This window comes from Luteolibacter sp. AS25 (assembly GCF_046736275.1).
In the GTDB taxonomy this organism is placed as follows: Bacteria; Verrucomicrobiota; Verrucomicrobiia; order Verrucomicrobiales; family Akkermansiaceae; genus Luteolibacter.
Genome location: NZ_CP151837.1, coordinates 2976949 through 3003025 on the forward strand (window position 1 = coordinate 2976949; position 26077 = coordinate 3003025).

General features: G+C 52.2%; 22 protein-coding genes and 1 tRNA gene. 15 read left to right on the plus strand and 8 right to left on the minus strand.

The features are described from left to right. Positions 1-32: 32 nt before the first annotated feature. The 3 genes from AAGA79_RS13695 to AAGA79_RS13705 are packed head-to-tail and all read left to right on the plus strand — an operon-like array spanning position 33 to position 3287. Positions 33-1298, plus strand: coding sequence for a glycosyltransferase (locus AAGA79_RS13695; RefSeq protein ID WP_411826374.1), 1266 nt, complete (start codon positions 33-35; stop codon positions 1296-1298). A gap of 49 nt (positions 1299-1347) precedes the next feature. Beyond that, the gene (locus AAGA79_RS13700) at positions 1348-2547 is read left to right on the plus strand and encodes a glycosyltransferase family 4 protein (protein WP_411826375.1); all 1200 of its coding nucleotides are present in this window, start codon (positions 1348-1350) and stop codon (positions 2545-2547) included. Further along, positions 2544-3287, plus strand: coding sequence for a glycosyltransferase family 32 protein (locus tag AAGA79_RS13705; protein WP_411826376.1), 744 nt, complete (start codon positions 2544-2546; stop codon positions 3285-3287). The genes AAGA79_RS13700 and AAGA79_RS13705 overlap by 4 nt, the downstream gene beginning before the upstream one ends. Before the next feature lie 133 nt (positions 3288-3420). Here the strand turns inward: AAGA79_RS13705 and AAGA79_RS13710 are convergent, their stop codons facing one another. The 3 genes from AAGA79_RS13710 to AAGA79_RS13720 all read right to left on the minus strand — a co-directional run bounded on the left by AAGA79_RS13710 (position 3421) and on the right by AAGA79_RS13720 (position 6637). Beyond that, complete coding sequence (locus tag AAGA79_RS13710; RefSeq protein WP_411826377.1) at positions 3421-4158, minus strand: exosortase-associated EpsI family protein; 738 nt, start codon at positions 4156-4158, stop codon at positions 3421-3423. Next, positions 4155-5117: an exosortase/archaeosortase family protein gene (locus AAGA79_RS13715; RefSeq protein ID WP_411826378.1), complete on the minus strand. Its 963-nt coding sequence runs from the start codon at positions 5115-5117 to the stop codon at positions 4155-4157. The genes AAGA79_RS13710 and AAGA79_RS13715 overlap by 4 nt, the downstream gene beginning before the upstream one ends. A gap of 305 nt (positions 5118-5422) precedes the next feature. After that, positions 5423-6637, minus strand: a complete 1215-nt coding sequence (locus tag AAGA79_RS13720; RefSeq protein WP_411826379.1) for a VanZ family protein — start codon at positions 6635-6637, stop codon at positions 5423-5425. Positions 6638-6929: 292 nt separating this feature from the next. On the opposite strand from AAGA79_RS13720, the gene AAGA79_RS13725 reads away from it, so the two are divergent. The 4 genes from AAGA79_RS13725 (at position 6930) to AAGA79_RS13740 (ending at position 14544) form a co-directional block, all read left to right on the plus strand. Next, complete coding sequence (locus tag AAGA79_RS13725; protein WP_411826380.1) at positions 6930-8336, plus strand: sugar transferase; 1407 nt, start codon at positions 6930-6932, stop codon at positions 8334-8336. Positions 8337-8354: 18 nt separating this feature from the next. Beyond that, positions 8355-10565, plus strand: a complete 2211-nt coding sequence (locus tag AAGA79_RS13730) for an O-antigen ligase family protein (RefSeq protein WP_411826381.1) — start codon at positions 8355-8357, stop codon at positions 10563-10565. A gap of 154 nt (positions 10566-10719) precedes the next feature. Further along, positions 10720-11646, plus strand: a complete 927-nt coding sequence (locus tag AAGA79_RS13735; protein ID WP_411826382.1) for a ribose-phosphate diphosphokinase — start codon at positions 10720-10722, stop codon at positions 11644-11646. 156 nt (positions 11647-11802) lie between these two features. Further along, positions 11803-14544, plus strand: coding sequence for a phosphoenolpyruvate carboxylase (locus AAGA79_RS13740; protein ID WP_411826383.1), 2742 nt, complete (start codon positions 11803-11805; stop codon positions 14542-14544). Positions 14545-14643: 99 nt separating this feature from the next. Here the strand turns inward: AAGA79_RS13740 and AAGA79_RS13745 are convergent, their stop codons facing one another. After that, complete coding sequence (locus tag AAGA79_RS13745; protein WP_411826384.1) at positions 14644-15300, minus strand: hypothetical protein; 657 nt, start codon at positions 15298-15300, stop codon at positions 14644-14646. A gap of 18 nt (positions 15301-15318) precedes the next feature. Here AAGA79_RS13745 and xseA point away from each other — a divergent pair, with 18 nt between their 5' ends. The 8 genes from xseA (at position 15319) to AAGA79_RS13785 (ending at position 21866) form a co-directional block, all read left to right on the plus strand. After that, positions 15319-16707 (plus strand): exodeoxyribonuclease VII large subunit, encoded by a 1389-nt coding sequence (gene xseA, locus AAGA79_RS13750; protein WP_411826385.1) that lies wholly within the window; start codon positions 15319-15321, stop codon positions 16705-16707. Between the two features lie 11 nt (positions 16708-16718). After that, positions 16719-17057 carry a hypothetical protein gene (locus AAGA79_RS13755; RefSeq protein ID WP_411826386.1) on the plus strand — a complete coding sequence of 113 codons (339 nt, stop codon included), beginning with the start codon at positions 16719-16721 and terminating at the stop codon, positions 17055-17057. 79 nt (positions 17058-17136) lie between these two features. Further along, entirely contained in the window at positions 17137-17889 is a 753-nt protein-coding gene (locus AAGA79_RS13760; protein WP_411826387.1) for a succinate dehydrogenase/fumarate reductase iron-sulfur subunit, read from the plus strand. A 146-nt stretch (positions 17890-18035) separates the two neighbouring features. After that, positions 18036-18479: a peptide-methionine (R)-S-oxide reductase MsrB gene (gene msrB / locus AAGA79_RS13765; RefSeq protein ID WP_411826388.1), complete on the plus strand. Its 444-nt coding sequence runs from the start codon at positions 18036-18038 to the stop codon at positions 18477-18479. A gap of 97 nt (positions 18480-18576) precedes the next feature. Further along, positions 18577-18657, plus strand: a tRNA-Leu gene (locus AAGA79_RS13770). A 34-nt stretch (positions 18658-18691) separates the two neighbouring features. Beyond that, positions 18692-19507, plus strand: a complete 816-nt coding sequence (locus AAGA79_RS13775; RefSeq protein WP_411826389.1) for an LpxI family protein — start codon at positions 18692-18694, stop codon at positions 19505-19507. A 138-nt stretch (positions 19508-19645) separates the two neighbouring features. Then, positions 19646-20575 (plus strand): hypothetical protein, encoded by a 930-nt coding sequence (locus tag AAGA79_RS13780; RefSeq protein WP_411826390.1) that lies wholly within the window; start codon positions 19646-19648, stop codon positions 20573-20575. A 139-nt stretch (positions 20576-20714) separates the two neighbouring features. Continuing rightward, positions 20715-21866, plus strand: coding sequence for a hypothetical protein (locus AAGA79_RS13785; protein ID WP_411826391.1), 1152 nt, complete (start codon positions 20715-20717; stop codon positions 21864-21866). 63 nt (positions 21867-21929) lie between these two features. Here the strand turns inward: AAGA79_RS13785 and AAGA79_RS13790 are convergent, their stop codons facing one another. From AAGA79_RS13790 to AAGA79_RS13805, 4 genes are read right to left on the minus strand one after another with little or no spacing between them, the layout of a single operon-like run. Next, on the minus strand, positions 21930-23156 hold the full coding sequence (locus tag AAGA79_RS13790) for a type II toxin-antitoxin system HipA family toxin (protein WP_411826392.1): 1227 nt from the start codon (positions 23154-23156) through the stop codon (positions 21930-21932). Positions 23157-23165: 9 nt separating this feature from the next. Further along, complete coding sequence (locus AAGA79_RS13795) at positions 23166-23477, minus strand: helix-turn-helix domain-containing protein (protein ID WP_411826393.1); 312 nt, start codon at positions 23475-23477, stop codon at positions 23166-23168. A gap of 39 nt (positions 23478-23516) precedes the next feature. Beyond that, positions 23517-24365: a sugar phosphate nucleotidyltransferase gene (locus tag AAGA79_RS13800; protein ID WP_411828237.1), complete on the minus strand. Its 849-nt coding sequence runs from the start codon at positions 24363-24365 to the stop codon at positions 23517-23519. 56 nt (positions 24366-24421) lie between these two features. Next, positions 24422-26038, minus strand: a complete 1617-nt coding sequence (locus AAGA79_RS13805; RefSeq protein ID WP_411826394.1) for an alpha/beta fold hydrolase — start codon at positions 26036-26038, stop codon at positions 24422-24424. Positions 26039-26077: the final 39 nt, after the last annotated feature.

Here is a 26077-nt window from a genome sequence, read left to right on the forward strand (position 1 = left end):
GGGAAATTCAGATTAAATCAAAATACTTACCAATGAAAATTCTTGTTTCCGCATTTGCATGCAGCCCGTATCAGGGTTCTGAACCAGGTGTAGGATGGGCAGCTATCTGCCATTTGGCAATTCATCACGATCCCTATGTATTGCTGGACGTTAGCAACCAGCATAGCTGGGAAAAAGCAGAATCAGAAGGGATCATCCCTGCAAACGTACGCGTCCGCTTTTTGAGAACCAACAAGCCATGCTGGCAAAACCGCCTCATGAATCGGCTACAAAACTGGCTGTGGTACTACGCCTATAATCGTGTATTACTGCAATCTGCAATTGATTGGCACGAAGAAGAAAATTTTGATCTTTGTCACCAAATCACTATCGGCACTTGGCGGGTCCCTTCCCCGTTGTGGCAAATGCCCATTCCATTTGTATGGGGCCCTATTGGAGGGGGAAGTAGAATTGATCGCAAATTCCGATCGATGCTTAGCTCTAAAGCAATAGTTTTTGAAATAATCCGAGATTTCAACTCATGGCTAACTCTACGTTCAGGAAAATTCAAGAGGTGCGTTGAAAATACCGATTTCATCATCACTACCGATAGTGACACCGAGGCGCTTATCAAGCCTTACCGGGAAGATAGGCCGATGTCGCGGATGCTCCTTAGTTTCTATACTGACGACCGAATCCAAAGGTTTCGTAGGATCGATATCGATCGCCCTCCACATGGTCCACTGAAGCTATTCGCAGGTGGAAATATGGAAGGTCGCAAAGGGCTCTCCGTTGCCGTAAAAGCACTTGCATTGGTTAAGGAGAGAGGTATCCGATTCACCTACATAATCGCCGGAGGAGGTCCCGACATTCCGCACATAAAAGGCCTCGTTCAAAAATTGGGAATTTCTGGTAGTGTGTTTTTTCATGAAGGCTATAAGGACGAAAGCTATCTTAATATTCTTAAGGAAAGCGATATATATCTCCTGCCAAGTTTTAGGGAGAGCATGGGGATGACTTTGGTGGAAGCCATTCTCTCGGGTTGCTACCCAATTGTCGCAAATACCAGCGCCCAAGGTGAAATCGTCGGAAAGGTTGGTGGTCATGCAGTAGGAATCGATTCAATTGACTCGCTCATAAGGGGCCTAGCAGAAGCTATCATCTGGTGTAGCGAGAACAGGAATATACTGCCGCAGATTAGCTCCGAAATATCAGCTAACGCAGCCAACTATGTATCTTCAGCAAATTACGGACATAACATTAACCAAGCTTACGAAAACGCGCTTGTGGCCCACTCACAAGAACCTCCTGCGGCCTAGCGAGATTCTAACTTCTCTGGACTAAATCTTCCAGCATGTGTGCTTCTGTATGAAATTACTTCAGGTCTTCAACCAATACCGCTTTCACGGAGGCGAAGAAGCTTGGGTGGGTTCCATTTCAAAGCTGCTTGGTGTATCGGCCACAGTAGAAGACCTGACATTTCGCAGTGATGATTGGATAGGAGAGAATGCTCCCAAGAAGCTGAAGCAAATTCGTCTAATCGGCGACAATCCTATGTCACGCGCAGCATTGCGGGAACATGTATTACGCTTCAAACCCGACGCACTTATTTTTCATAACACCATACCCGTCGGCTCGTTCGGATTGTATGATGAAGCAAGATCTCTTGAACTACCGGTAATTCAATACACCCATAATTTTCGCCCCTTCAGTCCGGGTGGAACTTTATGGCTAAACGATCACGTGAACGATGCTGCACTGCGCGGCAACCCTTGGCCTGAGATTTATCGAGGTGCATGGCAAGGCTCCCGGCTCAAAACGGCTGTTCTCGCTTACCACTTACATCAAGCTCGAGCCAAGGGTTCATTTGATTGCATCGATCACTGGTTAGCCATCTCTAACTTCATGCGCGACAAATTTGCTGAAGCCGGTATTCCTAGAAAAAAAATAACGGTGCTTCGCCACTGCTGGGAAGCCGAACCATTCATATCCAATATTGAGGAGTCGGATCATTACTTATTTCTCGGAAGGCTAGTACGCGAGAAGGGACCACTATCCCTTCTGGACGCGTGGAAAATTCTTGAAAATAAACTCGGGAATCGTTGTCCTAGACTTATTCTGGCAGGTGACGGCCCGCTTGAAGCACAAATACGCTTACGGGTAGATAAAATGCACAAAGTCGAGTGTGTTGGATTTGTAAGCGGTATCAAAAAAACTAATTTGATCCGCAGCTGCCGGGCACTGATGGTGCCGTCGATTTGGTGGGAGCCGCTGGGCCTCACCACCTATGAAGCATACGCCAGCGCACGCCCGGTTATAGCTGCCCGTTCAGGCGCCCTGAAAGAGACCGTCTTCGATGAGATCACTGGATGGCATCATGAGCCTGATGACGCCGGAAGTATAGCAAATGCTGTAACAAAGGCTGAGCTGACAGGTGAGACAGGCCGCACCAAATACGGCCTTGAAGGACGCAAGTGGCTAATTGAGGAAGCCGATCCTAATGTTTGGAAGAGCAGATTTATTAGCACCGTTGAAAAAGTCGTCGAAGCAAAGCGAAAACGATCATGATCCCTAAAACCATCCACTACATATGGTTTGGCGAAGTTGCGAAACCAAAGCATGTGCTAGATACAGTTGAATCATGGCATAAAAAACTTCCTGACTACGAGATCATTGAGTGGAACGAGAGTAACTTTGATGTAACCCAGCATCCATGGATGAAGAGGATGTACAACGAAGGGAAATTTGCATTTGCCAGCGACTGGGCCCGGCTAAAAATTCTTGAGAAACAAGGCGGCATATACCTTGATACTGATGTTGAAATCCACAAGACATTTGAAACATTTCGAAAACACCGTATGTTCTGGGGCTTTGAATATGAGACTTATCTAGCAACCAGCACAATTGGTAGTGAGCCCAATCATCCCTTTCTAACCAGTTTATTAGCACTTCATGATCACCTGTCTGAGGCTGAGATCAATAACATCATTACCACACGGCATTTCCTAGAAACCTTCGAAGAGTTCCGACTTAACAATAGCCGCCAGGTTCTCCCCGAGGGTATCGAGGTTTATCCCAAGGAATACTTCTCAGTACCCACCAAAAACACTGAAGCCGGTTTTTGCCGCCACCATGGGACCAATTTATGGAGAGGCGGAAAAAGGTCATCTATTCTCAAAAATTTGGTTAGAAAAGTTCTGGGAGAAGCCAACTACTTCAAACTCGTTGCATGGAAAGTCAATCGAGCTAGTCAGTTTTATCCTGTATACCAAAAGCATAAGACGAAATCAAACTATGGTAATACATGAATAAAAGTGGCAGAAAATTCATACCCTTGGTTGTTTAGTGACTGTTAATTATTGAAAACGGGTGTGAAAATAGAAGTCTATCCTTTCGCCTGCGCGCGTAAACTTGATACGCTGGATAGGAAGATCGGGGCGGTCAGCTGCCAGCTTTAATTTGCGCCCAGTCAATCTGCTTCTCAACCAGACCAGAAATAAAGCTGGCAAGTTTCGCATCAGCTTCCTTTTCAGTGACTACCTCATCAATCCAAGGCATCTCACCATACCACATGGAAGTGGAGACGTAGGCCCACCGCTGATCGGCACCCTTGATTAAACGGTCCTCCATATCGATCAAGGTTCGCTCAAGATGAGCATTGGTTACCCTGTCGTGCCCCACGAAAAAATAATAAGTCAGGCAATCCAACTCATCTGTAACTTCACCTGTTTCGGGGTCTTTGATAAGCTGGGTGGACTTGAGCCTCTGTACGGTTACTTCCTTACCATTAGGTATCTGTATCGTAATAGGTGAGCTATTCTTGATCAAATGACCTTGTGCCGGCAGGCACCGTTCAGGACGGTGAATCGAGGTATTCATATCCTTTCCCGAGAGGACAATTGAAAGATCGATTCGGTCTGGAATAGCATAACCTTCGACACTAAATTCTCCAGGACGTGCCCTTAGACAGATTGCTTTCGCGAACTGAGTTTCCTCTCCCAGAGCTCCTATCTCGTCCTGACTCGGAGGCCTTCCTTTCAGAACCCATTCCTCGGAGGAAGCAGGTAATTCCATACTGATCGCGGATTCCCTGGTCTCCCTAGCCTGTGGCAGGAAATAAATGGATCCGAGGCTACCGCCGACAACGAACGGAAGTAATAATAGTGGCCATTTTTTCATGAGTTCATGTCTTCCTGTTTGACAGTGCGGCTGGTGAGGCGCCGCTTCTGTGACTTCCGCCATGGTAGACCTCCTTCCAGCAAGGTATGCAGGAACAACAGAAGCATAAGACTGATAGGGTAAAACAGCAGGAGCCCTGACCAATCGTGCCATGTTCCAGCAGCCCATTTTGCATCACCATACTCGGAAATAACGAAGATGGATGTAACCCTTAGGGCATTGCCAATAATTGCCACGGGAAGCGCGCTAAAGAATAGTAGGAGCCGTTTCCAAAGGCTCATTTTTGAAACATATGCCCAAACGGCGGCGATCATGATCAGCGCCATCAGGGAACGAATACCGCTGCAACCTTTGGCAATTTCGAGCGGTGCCCATTCGCCGTTTGCGGAGGAAATAGCAGTTCCCTGTACAACGGTCTCAACCCCAAAAATTCCCGCTCCAAGATCGGCTAGTTTGGTAGCTAGTAGCTGTAAATGCACCGTAGCCTGTTGAAAACTCGGCAGTGGAATGGCCAACCAGAAAAAGAATACCGGGAAGATCAGCTTTCTAGCGGTTTGGAAACCCCACCAACACAGCACGCACCCCCAAACCAGAAAAGGCAAACTTCCTAGTGTAATACGCGGCTGAAGAGTCCGGAAACCGATCACGTAAAAAAATGCACCCAGAAGGACTACGAGCAGGCCCCATGCATTTGGCTCCCCCAAAGACTGCCTGATTGCTTTAAACTGGTGAACAACGAGACCAATTATAACGAGAGGAAAAAGTGGGCCGTGCTCGTAATCTGTTTCCGAATTCCATGCGGTAGAAACCCATCCAAACGCGCTCAAATTTCCGTAACGCGGTACGATCGCGAAGAACCAGCAGAGAATACCCAACAGCAGAATACCAACAACCCATTGTAGGGATGGCTTCACATTCGTAACGGACGATGTGCTATCGGTTGGATTTAAGAGAGGCATAGATTCAAAATAGGTTTTCCTAGAGATTAAGAAAAACGGCGGATGTTTGGGTGTGACTCATCGCGGCAAACTCATTGCTCACGAAGGATACCGAATTCAATTGTCCACCCATACCTGCAGAAACCCCCACGCTACGATCGAACGAAAACAACCTGGGATTAGCCCCTTTCGGGGACGCTGGGGAAAGAAAGGTCAATGAGGTAGTGATCGGGTTGAAGCGGGGAAGTTATACAGCCGCCTCCTTCTCTGTCAAATCAGCACTCGTTTTCAACGACTCATTCGGACAAAGAATTGACTCAGGGAAGCTAAATTTTTTCGTTCTTAGTGGTGTATTTCCCCGCAGCCACCGCGAGTAGAACGCCGAGCATTACTCCAAAGATATTGGCGACTAGGTCCAGAACGTCCGCGTAATCCCAAGCATCAGCAAAAAGGAATTGAGAGCCTTCACTAGCCGCGGCAAATACAAGACCTATCCCGGCAGCGATTTTCCAGCGAAGCAGAAATACTAGAATAAAGCAGGGAGAGGCAAATGCCAAAATATGAACCGTGTTCATCCAACTACTCAGATGCATCTGCACCCACGATACTAGACTACGCTTGGCAACAATAGTTCCGGCGGGATCCAAGGAGGCCGGTTCGGGATTAAGTTGAGTGTTCGAAACTGGAGCCGCTTTTTCGTCCGCCAGTTTCTCGCTCACTGAGATACTGATCTGAGGCTCCTCTTGTTCTACTTGAGGAACAATTGTAGCCGCTACTTCCCCATTGTCCTGGCCGTTCCCTCCGCTTTTTACATCTTGGGAATTCCCCATGTGAAATTCTGTCCCCCAGAGCTGCGGTTTGATGTCAGCCGGCTTCGGTAAAATCATCCAGCATATCATCAACATACATATCGAGGCACTGGCAACCGAACTGCTCCAGCATACGTTCCGAGATTTGAACAAAAAAGAAAACCAAAGTATTGTTGTCAAACCTAGGCCTGCGGCCATCCATTCCCACGAATCTCTTTCACGGACTGGCTGAACTTCCAGTAGCTCCAAGGTAAAAGCACCACCATGCCCTAAATGCTGTAACCAAACCCACGGAACCGCCGCCGCCTTTGAGGGAGCTACAACTCGTGAACGAATATCGAGAATCCCATTCCCCCAAAAATCATGAATTGGATCGTTCTCGCTTAATAGATTTTCGTCTTGAACCCAATTGATGGCCAGTCTCCCCCTATGCCAACTTAACTTTCCTTTTTCAAGTTGCTCCATCCTGATCCGATATTTCAGGTGTATGGCCTCTGCTTCTTCAAGCCCGGGTAATCGGAGGATTGCTGGTGCAGGGGCAACGCCGTCCTTCTTCGATAGACGGATCCCCCCGAAAGGTTGTGAGTCGGCAAAACTCCCTCCGACCACATTCATGTCATTTAGTGACCAAGCTCTCCCACCTTTCTCTGCTTCATATCGGTATGTCCATGCAAGCAGAAGCAAACCAATGATGATCACTCCAGACACCGCGAATTTCCAGTAGGCGCGCATTCTGAAATCATTTCTGGATTTACTGAAGTCGCCAAGAAGCAAAAAATGAATACTGCGATGTATAAGCCACCCGAAAATTTTAGAGCGGATAGAAACCTTTCATGTTTTCACACCGAGTCTCGACGCTGCGGAATATATGCACATTCCGTCCGGTCCCACCTAAATTCAGTGCCCGCCGAAGTTCTTGCTGATTTGAATCTACACGAGCTTTTCTCAGTCGGCTGTTGCTAGTAGACAGCCAATCTGGAAACATTTTTCTAACGAGTCGTTCCCCTCAAAATTCGATCAAAACATGTCAAACAGCCGCAAAGAATCATTTACTATCCAAGTCATGCAGATCACGGATGCGTTTCTAGTCTGGATTGCTTTCGTCATCGCTACCGAAGCCCGGGATTTGGTAAGGCTCTTATACTCGCTTCCATTGTCCGATGCCGACGATCTAAACGCTATGTCATGGGTGCTATATATTGCGGTCCCCTTTACCCCGCTGGTGCTGGAACGCTTCAAATTCTATGAACGCCTGGGAAGCAAAAAGAGCAGGTCAACCGCTTGGCAGCTCATCCAAGGGATTGTCATTATCGGGCTGTTTATTTCGCTCTTTGCAGTTTTTGCGAAGGTAGAGGAAGCGCGCCGCCTTATTCTAGGCCTGGGCGCTATGTTCATGTTTATCCTCCTATTCATACGGGCCTATGCAACTACCGCTTGGTTTTCGAGCAGGAAGAAACGTGGCATCGGGGCCGAGCGGATTGTGATTGTCGGGACGAATCCAGAGATCGAAGAATTTCTGGAAACTCTCGATTCCGAGATCGTTTCCGGATGGGTGATAGTCGACAGATTCGACCTCTCGGACAGGGACGCCGAAGAACTTTTCCTCCTCCTGAAGAAGGAATCCATAGGAAGGGTCATTTTCAACACCAAGAGCATCGAGTTTGAGAAGGTCGCGCAAGCGATCGAGGTTTGCGAGTTACAAGGCGTCGAAGCGTGGATTGCAGCTTCGTTCATCCGCGCGCAAATCGCTCGCCCGGTATTCGATTCCGTTGGCTCGAAGCCGATGTTGGTTTTGCGTTCCACTCCAGAGCTCTCATGGGAACTGATGTGCAAAGAGGGCATTGACCGTATAGGCTCCGCAATCGTGATTTTAGTGTCACTCCCGCTTTGGGTCTTTGCAGCCATCGGTATCAGAATCGCCAGCCCCGGTGCCCCGGTTATGTTTTCGCAGATGCGCGCAGGCCGTTACGGAAAACCGTTCAGGATGTGGAAATTCCGTACAATGGTCGCGAACGCGGAAGAGCTGCTGGAGCAGATGAAACGGGATCACGGAAACCAGATGGATGGTCCGGTTTTCAAACTGGAAAACGACCCGAGAATTTTCTCCTTCGGGTCGCTTCTCCGAAAATTGAGCATCGATGAACTTCCCCAGTTATTGAACGTGTTAAGAGGAGACATGAGCCTGGTAGGACCACGACCGCTCCCTCTATATGAGATCGATGCAATCGATGAAATTTCACACCGCCGCCGCCTCAGTGTAAAACCGGGAATTACCTGCGAATGGCAAGCCGGAGGACGAAACCAGATCACCAGCTTCGAAGACTGGGTTGAGATGGATCTCCGCTATATTGACAACTGGTCCCTTTGGTTGGACCTACAGATTATTTTCAAAACCATCCCTGCTGTGCTATTCGCAAAGGGCGCAAAGTAGTCTTTCGCTCATAAATTCATGCTTATAGCCGCCTCAATATTCTGGGTTCTGGGATTCATTCTCTCTGTAACCATCGCCCCACAGCTACGATTATGGACCTGGGGGCCGACCATGCTATGTTTTACATTAGCCGGTTGCCTGGTGATTCCAGCCACCTGGAAGAAATCCCTTGGTGGAACGAACCTATATATCTTGATCACCGGGACTGCGCTGGCGTTCTGGATCGCGGTGCGCGCACTCACTTCACCGGTTGTTGAATCTGCGATCTCGGATGCGCTATTGTTGTCGATGGCCGTTTCGACTTTCGTAGTATTTAGAAGTGCCACACTAAACCCGGTTGCCGAGAAAATCTTTCTTGGAGGGATAATTGCAATCCTCGCGGCCACCGTTGGGGTTATCGCAATTCAAGTGGTGGATCCATCCTACTCCCCCATCTTCCCCAGCCCTGAAATAATGTTCCCGCGTGGATTCCACGGACACTACAGCTATTGTGCCTCGTTCCTTATTCCTGCATCACTTCTTCTGGCATCACAGGGTATTTCAAATCGATACCATTGGGCGGTTCGAATCCTTCTCCTTACATGCGGCATACTAGGGATAGGCTCTTTGTTTTTTATGATGTCACGCGGTGGGCTTGTCGGTGCCGGATTTGGCGTTCTTACCCTGGCACTTGGCTGGATACTGATAGGATATCGCGACCAGAAAAAATGGTTCTTCCCGGTCGCCATCTCGGCTCCAATCGTTCTCCTGGGAATCACTGTTTTCTTCATGTTTTCATTGGGAAATGTGCAGGAAAACCGCGGAGGCGGAGGGATCGGCAATATGCTGGACAACAGTATTCGCTTATATCTGCTAAGTATCGCCGTTTCCTGTATTCAAACCCATGCGTTATTCGGAGGCGGAAGCCGTAGCTTCAGCTGGGAGTGCTTCCAACACTGGGACGTCAAAGCGTTCGGAGGTGGGGGAGTTAAGCCCGAGCACGTTCACAATGAGCTAATACAAACCCTCACTGATTATGGCATCATCGGTGGGGTCTTACTTGTCGCCTTTATCTTGGCAGCTGTAATGGTTGCCATTGGACGAATTCTTTCCAATCCAAGGACAGGCAATTCGAATTCCGCCGATGCATGGAGGATTGGTGGTTTGGCTGGATTTATCGGGCTTTTCGTCCACTCAAATTTTGAAGGGATATTCCGAATCCCACCCGGAGCAATTCTTCTCGGCCTGTGCTTTGCGGCAATGACCATCGGTAAACGAAATTCAAAAAAATCGTTAGAGACCATCTTCCCTCTCCGCAGTGGCCTGACAACCCTTGTTACCCTTTGCGCGGTTGCAGCCATGGGATTTTTTGGATACAAGTCCTCGGCCAGCTTGCCACATCTATGGCCGGTCTATTTCTCGGAAATACCGAAAGGCAATGAAGCCAAAGTCGAGGCACTTTCAAAAGGAATAGCTCAATTTCCCCTCCAAACTCTGATACTGGATAGGGCACTTATTTACCGTGATCTCTCACGGACAACGGAAGACTTCGTATATCGAGATCACCTTGCCCAACTCTGCTTATTGGACTTTTTGGAATCGTCCAGGCTCCATCCATACGATCCGTATAGTCTACTGAATGCAGCCAAGGCGCTGCAAAAGGACGGACAAAAGCAAAAGGCCGATACTTACTTTCTGAAAGCTGTGGAAGCCCAAGGCGGGATGGAGTTCGCATTTGCGGCAAATCAGGGATATGCAAAATTTCTACTGGAAGAAGCGCTGGCGGCTTATGATCTGCACAAACCCATCGAAACGATCAATCAATTACAAATTGCTGCAAAATATATTGAGAAATCCTCGGACCTGACCGCCGGTGCAATGACGGGTAACGAGGGCCGCGAGTTATTGGGAGTAATCAATTTATCCCTTGGCCAAGCATACGAGGCCGCAGGTCAATTCGAGGAATCACTTGATCAATACGACTTCACGGCAAATTTAGCGGGTGGAGCCTCAGCAAGCTATTTGGGTGCACTCCTTCTCGGGAAACAAGCAGTCAGCGCTTGGTATGACAGACGCCAGTCGGATGCTCTCCGCTTGTTTATGGAGGCCGAGAAGCGTCTGTCCCAGAATGAGAACTTGCCTCCCGGCGTGGAGATCACGACCCGTAACCGGTACAGGGAGTATCTTGGCGAACAGATAAAGTTTCTAACTGAAACAAACGTAATACCAGCGAACGATATTCACTTCTAAATCCCATACCTGCGGATTTCGCCAGTTCTCAAATCCACTTCACTCTCATTTTCATGGACGTGGGGGGATTAATCTACCGGAAATAGGTTAGTTTCGCCTTTAGGCACGCAAAGTATTGCCGTGCCTGTGAAGTCTGTCAACAATCCCCCAGCTCATGAAAATCATTAGTGGAACAGCGCACCGCGAACTCGCCGAAAATATCGCATTAACTCTCGGTCAACCCTTGGCAAACGTACAGGTTGAGGCATTTCCTGATGGAGAAACCGCAGTTAAGATCAACGAAAACGTCCGTGGGGAAGATGTCTTTATCATCCAGCCTTCCTGCCCGCCGACCAATCACAACATCATGGAGCTGCTCATCCTCGTGGATGCCGCACGCCGTGCCAGTGCGGAGCGGATTACAGCCGTGATGCCATTCTTCGGCTATGCCCGCCAGGACAGGAAGGACCAGCCACGCGTTCCTATCACCGCGAAGCTCGTTGCGAATCTTCTCACATCCGCCGGCGTGAACCGGGTCCTCACAATGGATCTTCACGCCCCGCAGATCCAGGGATTCTTCGATATCCCCGTCGATCATCTCTACGCAAAACCAGCCCTCATCGGCTACCTCCGTGAACGCCATCCGGATACATCCAACCTCACCGTGGTCTCCCCGGACGTAGGTGGTGTGAAAATGGCCCGTGCCTACGCGGACGCCCTCGGCTGCGAACTCGCGATTGTGGCAAAACACCGCATTTCCGCCACACGGGTCGAGGCCATGAATGTCATCGGCGACGTCAAAGGCCGTGATGTCCTCCTCGTTGACGACATGACCGAGACCGCCGGAACACTCACCGCAGCAGCGGATATTCTTCATAAAAATGGAGCCAAACGCATTTTCGCCGGCGTTTCCCACGCCATCATCAGTGAAATGGCCCATGCCCGCCTCGAGGAATCCGCCATCGAGGAGTTAATCACCACCGATTCCGTCCCACAGGCGTTCGGCCCAAAAATCCATGCGGTCAGCATCGCCCCCCTCATGGGCGAGGCAATTAGAAGAATCAACGGCGGACAATCCGTCACCTCGCTCTTCAGCGTGTAGATTCCTTTATTCTTAATCCTACTTCCTAAAAGCGCGGCAACCTTTCTCAAGGTTCCGCGCTTTTTCGTTTTCCAAATCTTCGGCCTGCAACATGCTCTCCCCCGAACAAGAAAACGAATTACTCACATTCAAATGTGATATCGCACTACTAACTTTATGTCATCCACCCGCGAACAACTCCGTGTCGAAGGCTTCGGTCTCATTGACGAACGCCTGACCTTTTTACTCGGTTGCCTCCATGACGCCCTCGAAAGCGTCGGAGAAACCGAACTCCTTGCCCACATGCCGTGGTCGGGATCCGAACTTCCAGCCAACTCGCCACCGCCGGAAGGGCTTCCAAAGCTTTATTCCATCGGCTTCCAGCTTCTCAACATGATCGAGGAACGTGTGGCCGCGGAGATCCGCCGCGAGCGGGAGAAGGACCTCGGTGCTGACTCCATCCGTGGACTCTGGCCACAAGCACTCCGTGACATGAAGTCCATCGGGCTGAATCCGGAACAAATTCTAGCGGCACTTCAGGAAGTGCATGTGGAGCCTGTGCTCACCGCTCACCCTACCGAAGCGAAACGCGAATCCGTCCGTGCTCGTCAGCGCTGCCTCTACGAGGAACTGGTAAGAAACGAGTATCCGAAATACACCGACCGCGAGAAACGCCGTATCCGCGAACGCGTGGTAACCACCTTGGAAACACTCTGGCTCACGGCCGAAATCCACCTAGTCCGTCCGGATATCAACTCCGAGCTGCGCAACGCGGTGCATTATCTTCGTGACCTTTTCCCTTCCGCCATCAACCGCCTGGACCTCCATTTCACGGAAGCCTGGCGCGATGCGGATCTCCCGCTGGATCTGCTCCGCTCCGCGGGCAACGTTCCCCAGCTCAGCTTCGGCTCCTGGATCGGCGGTGACCGCGATGGACATCCACTCGTCACTCCCGCTGTTACCGAGCGCAGCCTTTGCGAACTCCGCACCGCTGCCTTCCAACTCCTTGAGCGCGAACTCCAGGAACTCGCCTCCCAGCTCACTATTTCACGCCAGGTTGCGGAAGTACCGCAGGACCTCCAGGAGCGTATCGATGAACTGACCTTCATCATCAGCGACCAGAAGAAAGTCCAGGAGATCATCGCCCGCCAATCCGAAGAGCCATGGCGCCAGCTCGCCAACCTCATGGCCCTATTGCTCGGCCAGCAGACCGAAGGCTTCCCGGGGTACAGAAGCCCGGATGAACTGAAGAGGGATCTTGAGCTTCTTTCCACCACTCTTCGTTCCGTCGGTTGCCGCCTCCTCGAGGAGCAGTCAATCCGCCCGGTCCGTCACAAAATCGATATTTTCGGCTTCCATCTCGCCACACTCGATGTCCGCCAGAACTCGGAATTCCACGACAATGCGATCGCGGAAATCCTGACTGCCGCAGGCATCGAAGACGGTGGGAATTTCCCAACATGGACGGAGGAGAAACGTCTCGAATTCCTCAACAAGGAGCTGACCTCCAATCGCCCTTTCCTTCACAATGGACTGCGGATCGGAGAACATGCGGACAACGTTCTGGATACCTACCGGGTCCTCGTAGCCCACCGGAACGAATGGGGCCAGGCCGGCCTCGGCTCGCTCATCATCTCCATGACCCGCCAGCTTTCGGATCTACTCGCCGTCTACCTTCTGGCCAGAGAAGCAGGTCTCATGATCTTCAACCCGGAAGGAATGGTTTGCCCGATGCCTGTCGTCCCACTCTTCGAGACCATGGATGATCTGGATAACTCGCCACCGATCCTCGCGGACTTCCTCGACCACCCGCTCACCAAGCGCTCGATCTCTGTCCGGGAAAAACCAACCCAGCAAATCATGCTCGGCTACTCGGATTCAAACAAGGACTGCGGAATTCTTGCCGCACAGGTGGCGCTGCAACGCGCACAGACCGCCCTGACGAAAATCGGGCAGGAAAAATCAGTCAAACTCTGCTTCTTCCACGGTCGCGGCGGCACCATTTCACGCGGAGCGGGCCCTACACATTGGTTCATGGCCGCTCTCCCACACGGAGCAATGTCCGGAGACTTCCGTATGACGGAACAAGGCGAAACCATCGCACAGAAATACGCGAACCTTGCCAGCGCTACCTACAACCTCGAGCTCCTCCTCGCCGGCACAGCCGTCACCACCGCAAGGCATAAATACCTTCCGGCCGTTGCCGATCCGGCTGAGAAATTCCTCAATATCCTCTCATCTTCCAGCCAGGAAGCCTACCAGGCACTATTAAAATCAGATGGCTTCATCGACTTCTACCGCCAGGCGACTCCGATCGATGCGCTTGAAAACGCACGTATCGGCTCACGCCCCGCACGCCGGACAGGTAAAAAATCCCACTCCATCTCGGATCTCCGCGCTATCCCGTGGGTATTCTCATGGACCCAAGCCCGCTATTACCTCCCGGGCTGGTTCGGAGTCGGCACAGCGCTTTCAAACCTCAAGAACTCTTCTCCAGAGGAGTTCGGCGAACTGAAGGCTGCACTCAAGCAATCGGTTTTCCTCTCCTACATCCTTACCAATGTGGAGACAAACCTGGCCTCCGCGAACCTGGAGTTGATGAAATCCTACGCAGGCCTGGTTACCGACCACGCCACCCGCACTACCTTCCTCAACCGGATTACCGAGGAATTCGAACTTACCGAAAAACTCCTCGCGGAGCTGTTCGATGGCACCATGTCAGAGCGCCGTCCGCGCATGTCCAAAACCCTTGGAATCCGCGAAGCACCGCTCAAAGTACTTCACCATCAGCAGATCGCCCTTCTCAAGGAATGGCGCAACCACATGGAAAAAGAAGATCAAACATCGGCAGATGCTCTATTGCCGAAGCTTTTGCTCTCCATCAACGCGATCGCATCCGGCCTCAGAACCACCGGTTGATCGGAGCTATCCATCACAAAAAGGCCGCTCCATTCGGAGCGGCCTTTTTTGTTCTCCCCTTGGACAGGGAGGGAAAATGTATCCGGGTCCCGGACTTGATTAAACCTGTGGAGGAATAATCAGTTCATCACCCGCCTGCGGCTCGATGGGACCAAAGCCTGGCATCGGACTTGCAATTGCACCGTCCATCGAAATCTCAGTTACCTGGACTCTTCCCAGAATCCCTGTGTTTCTGCGGATTGCGAGGATTGTCCCCTGCTGGACATGTTCCGGCAAAACGATTTCCAAGGTCACAAATCCGCCGAATTCAGGATCGCTGACGTATTCGCTGATTCGACCGATAAGCAGCGCATCGCGGATCAAACGCGCGCGACGCAGCTCGCTATCACTTTTTTCAAGATCACGCTGACCGATGAATCCAGCTTCATCGCGATAAGTATCCGCCTTCTTCTCGGCCAGATCCTTTTCCTCTTTAAGAGCTTCCTTTTCCGCCTCGATCGCATCCAGCTGAGCCTTCATCGCGGCAATCTCGCTATCGGTTTCATCCTTTACCGAAGGAGTCGGGTTCGCACGCATCTGCTGGATTTTCTTCTCTGTCTCCAGTCTGTCCTGCTCGATTTTCAACTGATCCAGCTGATTTCTAAGTCGCGCAATCTCATCGGCGGGAGCATTCCGCTCACCTTCCTTCATCTGGGAAAATGAAAGAACCACAGCCGTAAGCAACAGCGCGAAGGTTGCCCCTAATAAAATCGTCATCGTATTCACAGCGCGAAAATGTCTGGCGGACTCCGGCTTGTCAACGCAGGGAAAAAACAACCAGGCCCATCTTCAGTATTGGACCTTTTCCCCCGCCGCGTCATCTTACCCACAGTGGACCTCTTCTCAGACATTCCGAAAAAAGAAACCCCGGCACTTTCCGTGACACAACTTGTCAGGAAAATGAAACGCGCCATCGAGTCCGGGGTCGGCCGTCTCTGGATCGAGGGAGAAGTCTCCAACCTCAAGAAACAAGGCAGCGGGCACTGGTATTTCTCACTGAAGGACTCCGACTCACAGATCCAATGCGCCATGTTCAGCGCACGGAACCGCCAGGGATCCGAAGCCCTACGGGACGGAGAGAAAGTGAAAGTTTTCGCCGAAGCCACTGTCTATGCAGCCCGGGGTCAGCTCCAGGTCATCGTCGATCGCGTTGAGCACTCCGGCCAGGGCGACCTTCAGGCACGCTTCGAAGCACTCAAAAAGAAACTCAACGCGGAAGGCCTCTTCGACCAATCACTCAAAAAGCCACTGCCGAAATTCCCCACCACCATCGGCCTTGTCACCTCATCCACCGGCGCCGCTCTCCAGGACATCCTAAATATTCTGACCCGACGCGCACCCTGGATACAGCCGGTTCTCCTACCCGTTCTTGTCCAGGGCAAGGGCGCGGAAAAAGGAATCGCCAAGGCAATCGAGAAGCTAAATGCGCCACAAAAATACGGTTACCCCACCTGCGATCTACTCATCGTCGGCCGCGGTGGTGGTTCCATCGAGGACCTCTGGTGCTTCAACGAAGAAATCGTTGCCCGCGCCATCGCCGCATCTTCGATCCCTGTGATATCCGCAGTCGGGCATGAGATCGATTTCACAATAGCGGACTTCGTGGCGGATCTCCGCGCGCCGACTCCCAGCGCCGCAGCCGAACTCGCCGTTCCAGACCATGCGGAGCTTCTTTCCCTTCTCGAAAATCAGCGCACCCGCCTTCTCCGCTCCATCCGCTACAATCTCCGCGAGCCAGCCCTCGAGCTCGATTCCCTTTCAGATCAGCTGAAAACTGCGGCTGCCCGCTCAATCGAGCAATCACAGCGTGATTTCCGGGAAATACAGCTTCGCCACCAGGCACTGCATCCGCAGAAAATCATCGAACGCCGCATTGAGAATCTCTCCGGCCTGGCAAAACAACTTGAACGCGCCACGGCCCAGCAATTATCCAGAAAGATAGAGCAGTTCCGCTCTGCCAAGACCCTCATCCGCACACTCGGCCCGGAGTCCGCCTTCAAACGCGGATTCTCCATCACACTCTCCGAGGACGGATCCATCCTCCGCTCTGCCAGCGATGTGAAACCCGGACAGAAAATCCGCACAAAACTCATCGACGGGGAAATCACCTCTACCACCACCTAAACTCCACCACCATGCCCACCTCATTTAGCCCGGAATTTCCGCTATCCATCATCATTCTTTCCTATATCGCCACCTTCCTGCTGGCCGTTATCCTCCTCGTCCTCTTTCGTATTTCCAGCCAGCTCACTCTACTTTCCGGCAGCATGGCAAAGTCCAGCCGCCCCACGAAAGCCACTGAAAAAGAGGAACTACCCAATATCTCCGAGCCGGAACCAGGCTCCCCGTTCGATGAATTTCTCACCGAAGACCCGGAGAGAAAGAACCTAACTAAAAAGGAACAATTCAAAGCCTACCGGAAATGGCGTTCGGAAAAGGGCCTGAACTGGTCGAATGCGAACCCCGACGCATAAAAAAATCGCCATCTCGGCCCTGTAAACACTACTTTTCCCTAGCACCTGCCCACAGTCAGGTTAGTCTCCTCTCAGCACCATGAATCTCACTCTCAAAGTCTGGCGTCAAAGCGGCCCCCGCTCAAAAGGAAGCATCCACACCTATCCTGCGGAAAATATTCCGAAAGAAGCATCCTTCCTCGAAATGCTCGACATCGTCAACGAGCGCATCATTGAAAGCGGAGATGACCCGATTCATTTCGACCACGACTGCCGCGAAGGTATCTGTGGAGCCTGCTCGCTCACCATCAATGGTGTCCCGCACAGCAAGGAAAAAGGAATCACCACCTGCCAGGTGCACATGAGAAAATTCAGGGACGGCGATACACTCTGGATCGAGCCATTCCGTGCGGATCCTTTCCCGGTCATCAAAGACCTCATCGTTGACCGCACAGCTTTCGATCGGATTATCGCCTCCGGCGGCTACATTGATATCCGCACCGGCTCCGCGGTGGACGCGAACTCAGTCCCGGTTGCAAAGGATTACGCGGACTCCGCCTTCGACGCCGCCGCCTGCATAGGGTGTGGTGCCTGCGTTGCCGCGTGTAAAAACGCATCCGCCATGCTTTTTGTCTCCGCGAAAGTTTCCCACCTCGGTCACCTGCCACAAGGCCAGCCGGAACGCCGTAAACGCGCGCTTTCCATGGTCCGCCAGATGGACAAGGAAGGCTTCGGCAACTGCACCAACCAATACGAGTGCGAAGCCGCCTGCCCGAAGGAGATCTCCGTGGATCACATCGCGCGCCTCAATCGCGACTACGGAAAAGCCGTTCTCGACGAGCAATTCGCCTAAACGCCGAAGACCATCTCAAATCCGATTCAGCTCCGCTTCATGCCCACGCATGGCGGAGTTTTTTCGTATGTGGGTGCTTCGGCTCTAACTCCTGTTGTATTTTCCGAAAATAGTGTATTCTAACCGCGAAGCACAGAATACGACTCATGGAAACCCTCGCGTACCCTCCCATCCAGCCAGACTCGAAAGTCACCAAAACCGAGGATGAATGGAGAAACACCCTCTCCCCTGAAGCATTTCACATCCTTCGCCAATCCGGCACCGAGCGCCCATTCGGAGATACCTACAAGCAATTCAACGAACAGGAAGCCGGCACCTACCACTGCGCCGGTTGCGGAGCACTACTCTTCTCTTCAAACGAAAAATTCGACTCCCACTGCGGCTGGCCATCATTCTACGATCCGGCAAATGCCGAAAATGTAACCACCAAACGTGACGTTTCCGGCGGCATGACCCGCATCGAAGTCAATTGCGCCATCTGCGAGGGCCACCTCGGCCACGTTTTCGAAGGCGAGGGCTTCAATACCCCCACCGATCAGCGCTACTGCATCAACGGTGCAGGACTGAAATTCGTCCCCGCCAATCGATAGATCCACGGCTGGCATTACAACCTGCGGCGGGTTAATTGAAAAATTCGGAGTTTAGATCTTGCCGCATCCCTCTACTTCACGAATATATCCCAGCAACGGCGGCTTGGCGGAATTGGTAGACGCGCTCGACTCAAAATCGAGTTCCTTGTGAGTGTGGGTTCGATTCCCACAGCCGCTACTTTCCTTTTCATTTCAATAAAGCGACCCGTAGAATGTCCCACCCGCGAACCATCGGTATCATCGCAGGCAGTGGCATCTACCCCGAGACATTCGTCCGCGCCGCCCGCAAAGAATCACCTGGCGTAAAACTCGTCGTCGTCGGCTTCGATAACGAAACCCGCCCAGATCTCGCCCCTCAGGTTGATTCCTTTCTATCCGTTCGCGTAGGACAGCTCTCAAAGCTAATCAAATTCTTCGTCAAGGAAGGCGTCACCGAGGCTGTGATGATGGGCCAGATTTCGCCTAAAAACCTTTTCGATCTACGCCCGGACCTCCGCATCCTAATGCTTCTCGCCAGGGTAAAAAAACGGAATGCCGAGACTCTCTTCGGTGCCATCGGTGAGGAATTATCAAAGGACGGTATCACCCTTCTTTCCGCCGTCACCTTTCTCGAGGAGCACCTTCCATCCGCCGGCCACGTTGCAGGTCCGGTCGTAAAGCCGCGTACTCTCGAGGATCTGCAATATGGATTTGAGATCGCAAAAACCACCTCATCCCTCGATATCGGCCAATCCGTTGTAATCCGCCATGGCACGGTCCTCGCTGTGGAAGCCTTCGAAGGCACCAACAAATGCATCCGCCGCGGCGGTGAGCTTGGCAAAAAGAAAGACACAGTCCTGGTAAAAGTATCCAAACCCAACCAGGACTTCCGCTTCGATGTTCCCGTGGTCGGCCCGGACACCATCCGAACCTGCGCAGAAGCCGGACTCTGCGCAATCGGCATCGAAGCCGGAAAAACTCTTCTATTGGACAAAGAAAACGTCCTGAAACTCTGCATGGAGAAAAAAGTCTCCATTCACGCCCTTTAGTTGCTCTTCCCCGCACTCCCTCTCCGGCAGTCCCTTTGGAATAGCCATCACCATTTGGTGAACTTTACTTAACTGAAGTTAATTTGATTTTCGCTGGATTTCTGCTACGGCTTTAAGGCCCAAAGTAATTTAAATCCAATGAAACATCTTCCAAAATACCTCACACTTCTCGGTCTTTCGTTTGCCCTAAGCCCCTCCCTCCACGCGGAGAAAGAAAGCAAACAAGAGACACCGAAATCCGCAGAAAGCCAGCTCGACGCAAGTTTTGACGTCCTGGCCAACACCATCAAAAACGCGCGCCAACAGGCAAACGAATCCCTGAAGCAAAGGGACCAGGCACTCTCCGAGCTCGCCGCACTTCGCAAACAGCAGGAAAAAACATCCCGCGAACTCGCCGAGACCAAAAAGCAGCTCTCCGAATCCGAAAAGGCAGAGGCCGAGTGGAAACAGAAAGCCGAAACACTGGCAAATCACCTCAAGGTCGGCGCGGAAGCACGCGGCAAACTGGCGGCACTGAAGACCCAGATGGAAGATTCCCTCAAAAACTTCGCGGCCATCGAAGAGAACCTCGCCAGCGTAAGTGAAGAGTTCAAAAAACCGACCGCCGTGAATGAACTGAAGAAGGAAATTCTTACCCTCAAGTCATCTAACTCCGATACCGAAAAACAGCTGACCGAAGAAAAGAAAGCCAGTCAGGAAACCGCTAAAAAGATCGCCGTGCTTGAGAAGGCCAATACCCAAACAGCTGAAGCGTTAAAAACCACCCAGCAGGAGCTCAGGGGCGCCCGCGAAAATCTTGCCAAATCCAAACAGAACAACACCAACGCAAAACAGGCGGCCGCAAAACTGAAGCAACAGGAAGAGCGCACATCCTCACTGGAGGCAGCCAATTCGGAACTTGAAACCAAAATCAAGGAAACCACCGAAAAACTCGAGGAATCCGAAAAATCCACCTCGCAACTGAAGTCAGACGTGGAACAACGAGACTCCCGGATCGAGAAGCTGGAAAGCCAAATCACCAAACGCTCCAACCGAACAAAGAAGGAAACCGCGGAAAATAATTCGTAAACTCCATCGCCGAACTCTCAAACCGTGTATGCGCCCCGCATGCACGGTTTTTTTTGCATCAGACCCTCGGCTTCGTGGGAAAATTGAGTATCGGTCTTTCCCCATCGAAGCTAATCTCACTGCCGTGAGCTTTTTTCCCGTGATTTCCAGAACCCTCTCCATCCCGCTGGTTCAATTCCTGGTGCTCTTTTTCACAATAGTTCAGTCTCGGGCTGATTTGGGTGAAAGCATCGACTCAGCCATCACACGTGGGGTCGATTTCCTGATTACCGATCAAAATACCAATGGTTCCTGGGGCAGTGCCACCCGAACCAAGGACCTCAATATCTACGCTCCTCTTCCAGGCGCTCACCACGCCTATCGGGCCGGAGCCACTGGCTTGGCTCTTTCCGGTCTCATCGATTCCGCTGATACCCGACCGGAGACCACGGCCGCAATCGAAGCATGCGCCGCTTGGTCCGTGGAAAACCTTCCGAAACTCCGCCGGGCGGAGCAAACCACTACTTACAATATCTGGGGGCACGCCTACGGCCTGCGCTCACTCACACGACTCCATCTCCGCGAAACGGAGCCCGGAAAAAAAGCCCTCTATAAAAATCTGGCACAACAGCAGATCGACCTCGCGAACCGCTATGAGGATGTAAACGGAGGCTGGGGATATCTCGATCTCTTCGATGAAATCACTACCCAGAAACCCAGCGGTATCACGACCTCCTTCACCTCCGCCACTACATTACTAGCGATGCAAGAGGGGCGTGAAAAACTAGAGCTATCCCTCGACGAAAAAGTCGTCACCTCCTCGCTCGATTCCATCAAGCGTCAGCAATTTCCCGATAAGTCCTACGCTTACTCCCACGACCACATCAAATATCCACGCCGGCCGATCAACCGTCCCGCGGGCTCTCTCGCCCGTTCCCAGGCCTGCAATGCTGCACTTCGCAAATTCGACAGGGAAGGCATTACCGATGAGGTAATCATCGAGTGGGCAGACCGCTTCATTGCGAGAGAAGGCTGGCTCTCCATCGCCCGCAAGCGACCGCGGCCCCACGATATCCACTTCCAGATCTCCGGCTACTTCTACTACTACGGGATCTATTATTTCACTGAGTCCGTGCGACTCCTTCCCGCAGAAAATCAAACAAAATACGCGGAGAAACTAGCAGCCCTCATAATCGAAAAACAGGAGAAAGACGGGTCTTGGTGGGACTATCCCCTCTACGATTACCACCAGCCCTACGGCACCGGCTATTCTCTTATGGCCTTGGCATGGTGTAGATCAGTGATGGACTAGTCTGCGCTTCACGCCCGTCTTGGAGGAAACCCGAAGAATCTTCTCCCTGTCCAAAAGGCTGACCTACCACCGTAGTCCGGGGAATTCATCTCCCAGCATCCCGGTTTCCGCTCTCTGTAGACCAGCACCGGCAGCGAAATCCGGCCATCTTCCCACCGCATCCAGCACACTGGAGGTTAGATCATCCACACGCCGCAGGCCTTGGTCCTTACCGAGTTTCTGCAAATCCTTCAGCCCGATCTTCGAGAATTTCCCGGAAACACCAGCAGCTCGATACCCGGAGCCGAGAGCGTAGCCACTTCGCGTCATATCATACGCCGGAGAGAGCTTCCACTCACCGCCTTGATCCATCAGGTATGAGTGATTCCGCGAGTGATCATCATCATTTGCGATCGCGATGTTAAATACCGCCCGCCGGAACATCTCCTCAAGCTCAGTCTCGCGGCCGGTCAGATCCCGCGTTAGGTCCATTACATCCGAGTAGTCGATCAATTCCCGCACCGGAGTATGCGTAAGCCCCCCGTAGCTATGCATGTGCAGCGGACCGTTCCTGTCGAAATCGAAACGCCGGATCATGAAATGCACCCCGCCATCCGCCGCTTCGTATAGTCTGGTTTCCGGGACCCGTATCCCAGCCGCCTCAGCCATCTGCGCAATCGCATACTCCTGCTGGCAAAGATGGTCTTCGGGATCGATCTGAAATTTCATCAACCATCGGGAAAAGCCCTCCGCAATCTCTCCTCCACCCGCTCTGACTTCCTGAAAGTCCTCGTCAAACGCCAGCAAAGCCTTCGGCTGTGCCCCACCCGGCGACAAACCTCCTCGGATCAAGGCAGGAATAACCTTTTCTCCCGTGCCAGCCAGAAGGTCTCGCGCTGAATCCACCAGACCAGCCACCTCTGTCACAATAGTTTCCCGATAGGAACCCGGCGATAGATCAGGCTCATATGCAAGTGCACCCAGCGCATACGCTCCCTGGCAGGCAAGCTTCTCCAGCGGCCCCACCTCGTTCCACGGAAGATTCATTTCCTCGAAATGCTTCCGCATCACCCTCTGCCCCCACCAATCCGGTAAGGAATCATCAAACAAGCCGAACAATGGGCTAAACCCCGGGTCTCCCGTCGTCACGGTCCCGGCCGTCTGCAATGGCAAATAGATTGGAGAGAGCTCCATTCCTCCAACTCGCCAATCCGCGTCGTACTCGAAAAATACCCGTCCGCGCGCATCGTTTGCCAGAGTGCCCACCACCGGCAACCCGCTGCTTCCACGATATCTGACAATGACCTTCATATCCGGATATTATTTCGAAGAAGTTCCGCGCTGTCGTTTCGTCCGCTCCACCTCTTCCATCGATTCATATTGAACCTGCTCCGCGAACAACCCGCGCAACTCGCCATCCAAATTCAGTACCACCGCAATCTTTGCCAGTCTCTGCAGAGATCCCTTCCCCTCCCTTTCCAGCAATTTCAGCGTGGAAAGCCCCACGCCGGATCGCTCGGCCAGCTCCGCCTGGGTCCACCCCTTTGCCAGCCTGTGCTCACGGATGCGATTCCCGATCGACCGCACAATCTGCACGGGATTACGCGCCTTAAAGGTTGTTATTTTGTCCACAAATACACCTTAGTCCCATAAAAGACAAAATACCAACTCTTATTCAATGACCACTTCTCCCGAAATAACTTGTGAGTCAGCCACCCGCGCACCCGGCCAGATCACGGAACCGCTAACCCGTGCGCCCTTCCCGATATACGCTCCCTTACCTATCACGCTATTTTTTACCACCGCTCCCTCTTCGATCACCGCTTCAGAATGGACCGGTTCCTCCAAATTCAATTCGCGATGTGCCTCCAGATAACTTTCCACATCACCGAGATCCATCCAATCGCCCTCGTCCAATACTACCCCTCCGATTCCACCCTCCCGTACCAACTCCTGAAACGCAGGAATAACGGCGATTTTCTCGCCTGCCGGGATTCGCATGAGAAACTCGCGTTTCACGCAGTAGATCCCAGTGAAAACATGCGTCCCAGGCAGGCCCATAACCTCGCTCCGCACATCTTCCACCCTTCCGTTTGCCCCTAGCGAAATTCTTTTCCCTCCCCCATCGGAGCGTAGACCCAAAGTCACTTCATCTCCGGACGCCTCATGCGCATCCACAAGTTTCCGCAAATCCATGGAGGAAAAAATATCTCCATTGTGGATCAGGAGAGAACCTTCCTCGATCCATTCTTCGATATTTTTGAGCCCGCCACCCGTTTCCAAAAGAATCTCTTCGTGGAAAAAGGAGATGTCTCTTCCATTCCCAAAACCCTCCCATTTTCCAGGCAAATGATGGGTATTTACAGCAAATCTCCGGCAGCCAATCTCCTCACAGGCTTCCACCGCCCACTCTGCCAATGGTTTGTGAAACAGCGGCACCAGTGGCTTTGGCAGGACATTGGTCAGCGGCCGCAACCTGGTCCCCAACCCTGCTCCTAGAATAAATGCCTGAGTAATCATCTGCACAAACTCTCAGCAACCTGCCTTAAAACTCAAAGCTAAATAGGGAAACACTTTTACCCCACCACACGCGAAGCCCACTGCGCGATCAATCCCGCAGCATATTCCGCATCCTTCGCATCAGTCAGCAAATGATCGGCACCAGCCAGTGATACGAAAGACTTGGGGTGCATCAAGGCGGAGAAAATCTGCCCCGCATTCTCGATCCCTACCGTCGCATCTTCCGGAGCGTGCATTATCAGCACATCCACATCCCTTAGCTGCGCCAGATCCGCCTGGTGGTCGTGGCCGTCCAGGTCATCGAAGAAACGCGCTCCTATATCAAACGATCTACCGGCCAAAGTCACAGCCGCAGCCCCGGCGGATTTCAGGGTTTCCAGCGCATCTCCCAGCAAATGCGTCACATGCGATGGATCAGCCGGAGCACCGATTGTAGCCACGGCTCTAACCGATGGAATCTTCAGGGAAGCGGAAAGCACCGCCGCACCACCCAATGAATGGCCAACGAGCAGAACCGGCGCGGAATGCTGCTCTTTCAGCCATTCCGCGGCAGTCATCAGATCCGCCACATTTGTCAGAAACGAAGAATCACTAAATGCCCCTTCGGAAGCTCCGATACCGGCGAAATCTATACGTAACGTAGCGATTCCACGCTTCGCAAGCCCTCGCGAAACTCTCGCACCCGCCTGGAAATCCTTCCCACAGGTGAAACAGTGAGCGAACAACGCGAAGCCTCTCACCTCGCCCTCAGGCATCTCCAGTATTCCCGAAAGCTTGCCCTGTATTCCGGGGATCTCCACCGGATTTGCCCCTGATTTCACCGTAGGACGTTGCTTCCCATCATATTTCAGCTCCGGCACCCATTTTTCCGCCACATCTCCATCCCTCGCCTCGAACAATACAGCGAACAACATTGCCCGTGCCGCGGAGTCCCCACCGCACAAGCCATTGTCGCTCACCGCACTTTCAAAATCAGCGCCATCCCGGAGCGCAAAAAACAAAGCCAGCGGAAACGCCTCCGGCAAATGGCAGGTCAACCCAAGATCCGTTCCTACCTTTCTAAAATCCTCCCCAAGAACTCCACGCACCTTCTTCAGATGCCCGGCCACATCCAGCTCCTCATAGCTCCCCTCTTCCGCGGCATAGAGAAAAGCCTTATACATCGTCTCACCTTCCCTCAGCGCGTAGGTGGATCTTACAAAAAACTCGGCGGCATCACTTACCCCGATATCACCATGGGTGAATCCCGTCTGTGCTCTCGCCGCCGCTACAGCATCTTCCACAGGTAGATCCAAATCCAATATCGGTGCCAGTCTGGATGCACCCGATAGATCATTTGATCCTGAAGGGCTCACTCCTCCCGCGGCCAGGGTCTCCTTCGTGGCCCCATCCATATATCCGTCATATCCGGTCATCCCCTCGATCCATTCTTCCTGCCAGCCAGTCTCGTCGAAACCACCCCGCTTTTTCAAAGAACCCTTTAGCAAAATCATTTGATCTCCGAAATGTGTCTGCTCACCGGCCACCCTGTTCGTATGATAATTGCTCACCGGATCAGTAAAACTCCTGACTCCGGCGGGATACATCCGCTCCAGTTTCTCCTGATCATAAATCCAGTGCGGCCCCAAAGACAAAGCATCCGCCACCAAAGCCGCCGTGAAATATTTTCTCATGCGCAAGTCTCCACGGCCTCACTGGAATGTCAAAGCACA

What these genes read in the sequence shown, in the direction of transcription:
- AAGA79_RS13695 (WP_411826374.1), top strand. Translation starts at nt 33, where the DNA reads ATGAAAATTCTTGTTTCCGCATTTGCATGCAGCCCGTATCAGGGTTCT.
- AAGA79_RS13700 (WP_411826375.1), top strand. Translation starts at nt 1,348, where the DNA reads ATGAAATTACTTCAGGTCTTCAACCAATACCGCTTTCACGGAGGCGAA.
- AAGA79_RS13705 (WP_411826376.1), top strand. Translation starts at nt 2,544, where the DNA reads ATGATCCCTAAAACCATCCACTACATATGGTTTGGCGAAGTTGCGAAA.
- AAGA79_RS13710 (WP_411826377.1), bottom strand. Translation starts at nt 4,158, where the DNA reads ATGAAAAAATGGCCACTATTATTACTTCCGTTCGTTGTCGGCGGTAGC.
- AAGA79_RS13715 (WP_411826378.1), bottom strand. Translation starts at nt 5,117, where the DNA reads ATGCCTCTCTTAAATCCAACCGATAGCACATCGTCCGTTACGAATGTG.
- AAGA79_RS13720 (WP_411826379.1), bottom strand. Translation starts at nt 6,637, where the DNA reads ATGCGCGCCTACTGGAAATTCGCGGTGTCTGGAGTGATCATCATTGGT.
- AAGA79_RS13725 (WP_411826380.1), top strand. Translation starts at nt 6,930, where the DNA reads ATGTCAAACAGCCGCAAAGAATCATTTACTATCCAAGTCATGCAGATC.
- AAGA79_RS13730 (WP_411826381.1), top strand. Translation starts at nt 8,355, where the DNA reads ATGCTTATAGCCGCCTCAATATTCTGGGTTCTGGGATTCATTCTCTCT.
- AAGA79_RS13735 (WP_411826382.1), top strand. Translation starts at nt 10,720, where the DNA reads ATGAAAATCATTAGTGGAACAGCGCACCGCGAACTCGCCGAAAATATC.
- AAGA79_RS13740 (WP_411826383.1), top strand. Translation starts at nt 11,803, where the DNA reads ATGTCATCCACCCGCGAACAACTCCGTGTCGAAGGCTTCGGTCTCATT.
- AAGA79_RS13745 (WP_411826384.1), bottom strand. Translation starts at nt 15,300, where the DNA reads ATGACGATTTTATTAGGGGCAACCTTCGCGCTGTTGCTTACGGCTGTG.
- xseA (WP_411826385.1), top strand. Translation starts at nt 15,319, where the DNA reads ATGTCTGGCGGACTCCGGCTTGTCAACGCAGGGAAAAAACAACCAGGC.
- AAGA79_RS13755 (WP_411826386.1), top strand. Translation starts at nt 16,719, where the DNA reads ATGCCCACCTCATTTAGCCCGGAATTTCCGCTATCCATCATCATTCTT.
- AAGA79_RS13760 (WP_411826387.1), top strand. Translation starts at nt 17,137, where the DNA reads ATGAATCTCACTCTCAAAGTCTGGCGTCAAAGCGGCCCCCGCTCAAAA.
- msrB (WP_411826388.1), top strand. Translation starts at nt 18,036, where the DNA reads ATGGAAACCCTCGCGTACCCTCCCATCCAGCCAGACTCGAAAGTCACC.
- AAGA79_RS13775 (WP_411826389.1), top strand. Translation starts at nt 18,692, where the DNA reads ATGTCCCACCCGCGAACCATCGGTATCATCGCAGGCAGTGGCATCTAC.
- AAGA79_RS13780 (WP_411826390.1), top strand. Translation starts at nt 19,646, where the DNA reads ATGAAACATCTTCCAAAATACCTCACACTTCTCGGTCTTTCGTTTGCC.
- AAGA79_RS13790 (WP_411826392.1), bottom strand. Translation starts at nt 23,156, where the DNA reads ATGAAGGTCATTGTCAGATATCGTGGAAGCAGCGGGTTGCCGGTGGTG.
- AAGA79_RS13800 (WP_411828237.1), bottom strand. Translation starts at nt 24,365, where the DNA reads ATGATTACTCAGGCATTTATTCTAGGAGCAGGGTTGGGGACCAGGTTG.
- AAGA79_RS13805 (WP_411826394.1), bottom strand. Translation starts at nt 26,038, where the DNA reads ATGAGAAAATATTTCACGGCGGCTTTGGTGGCGGATGCTTTGTCTTTG.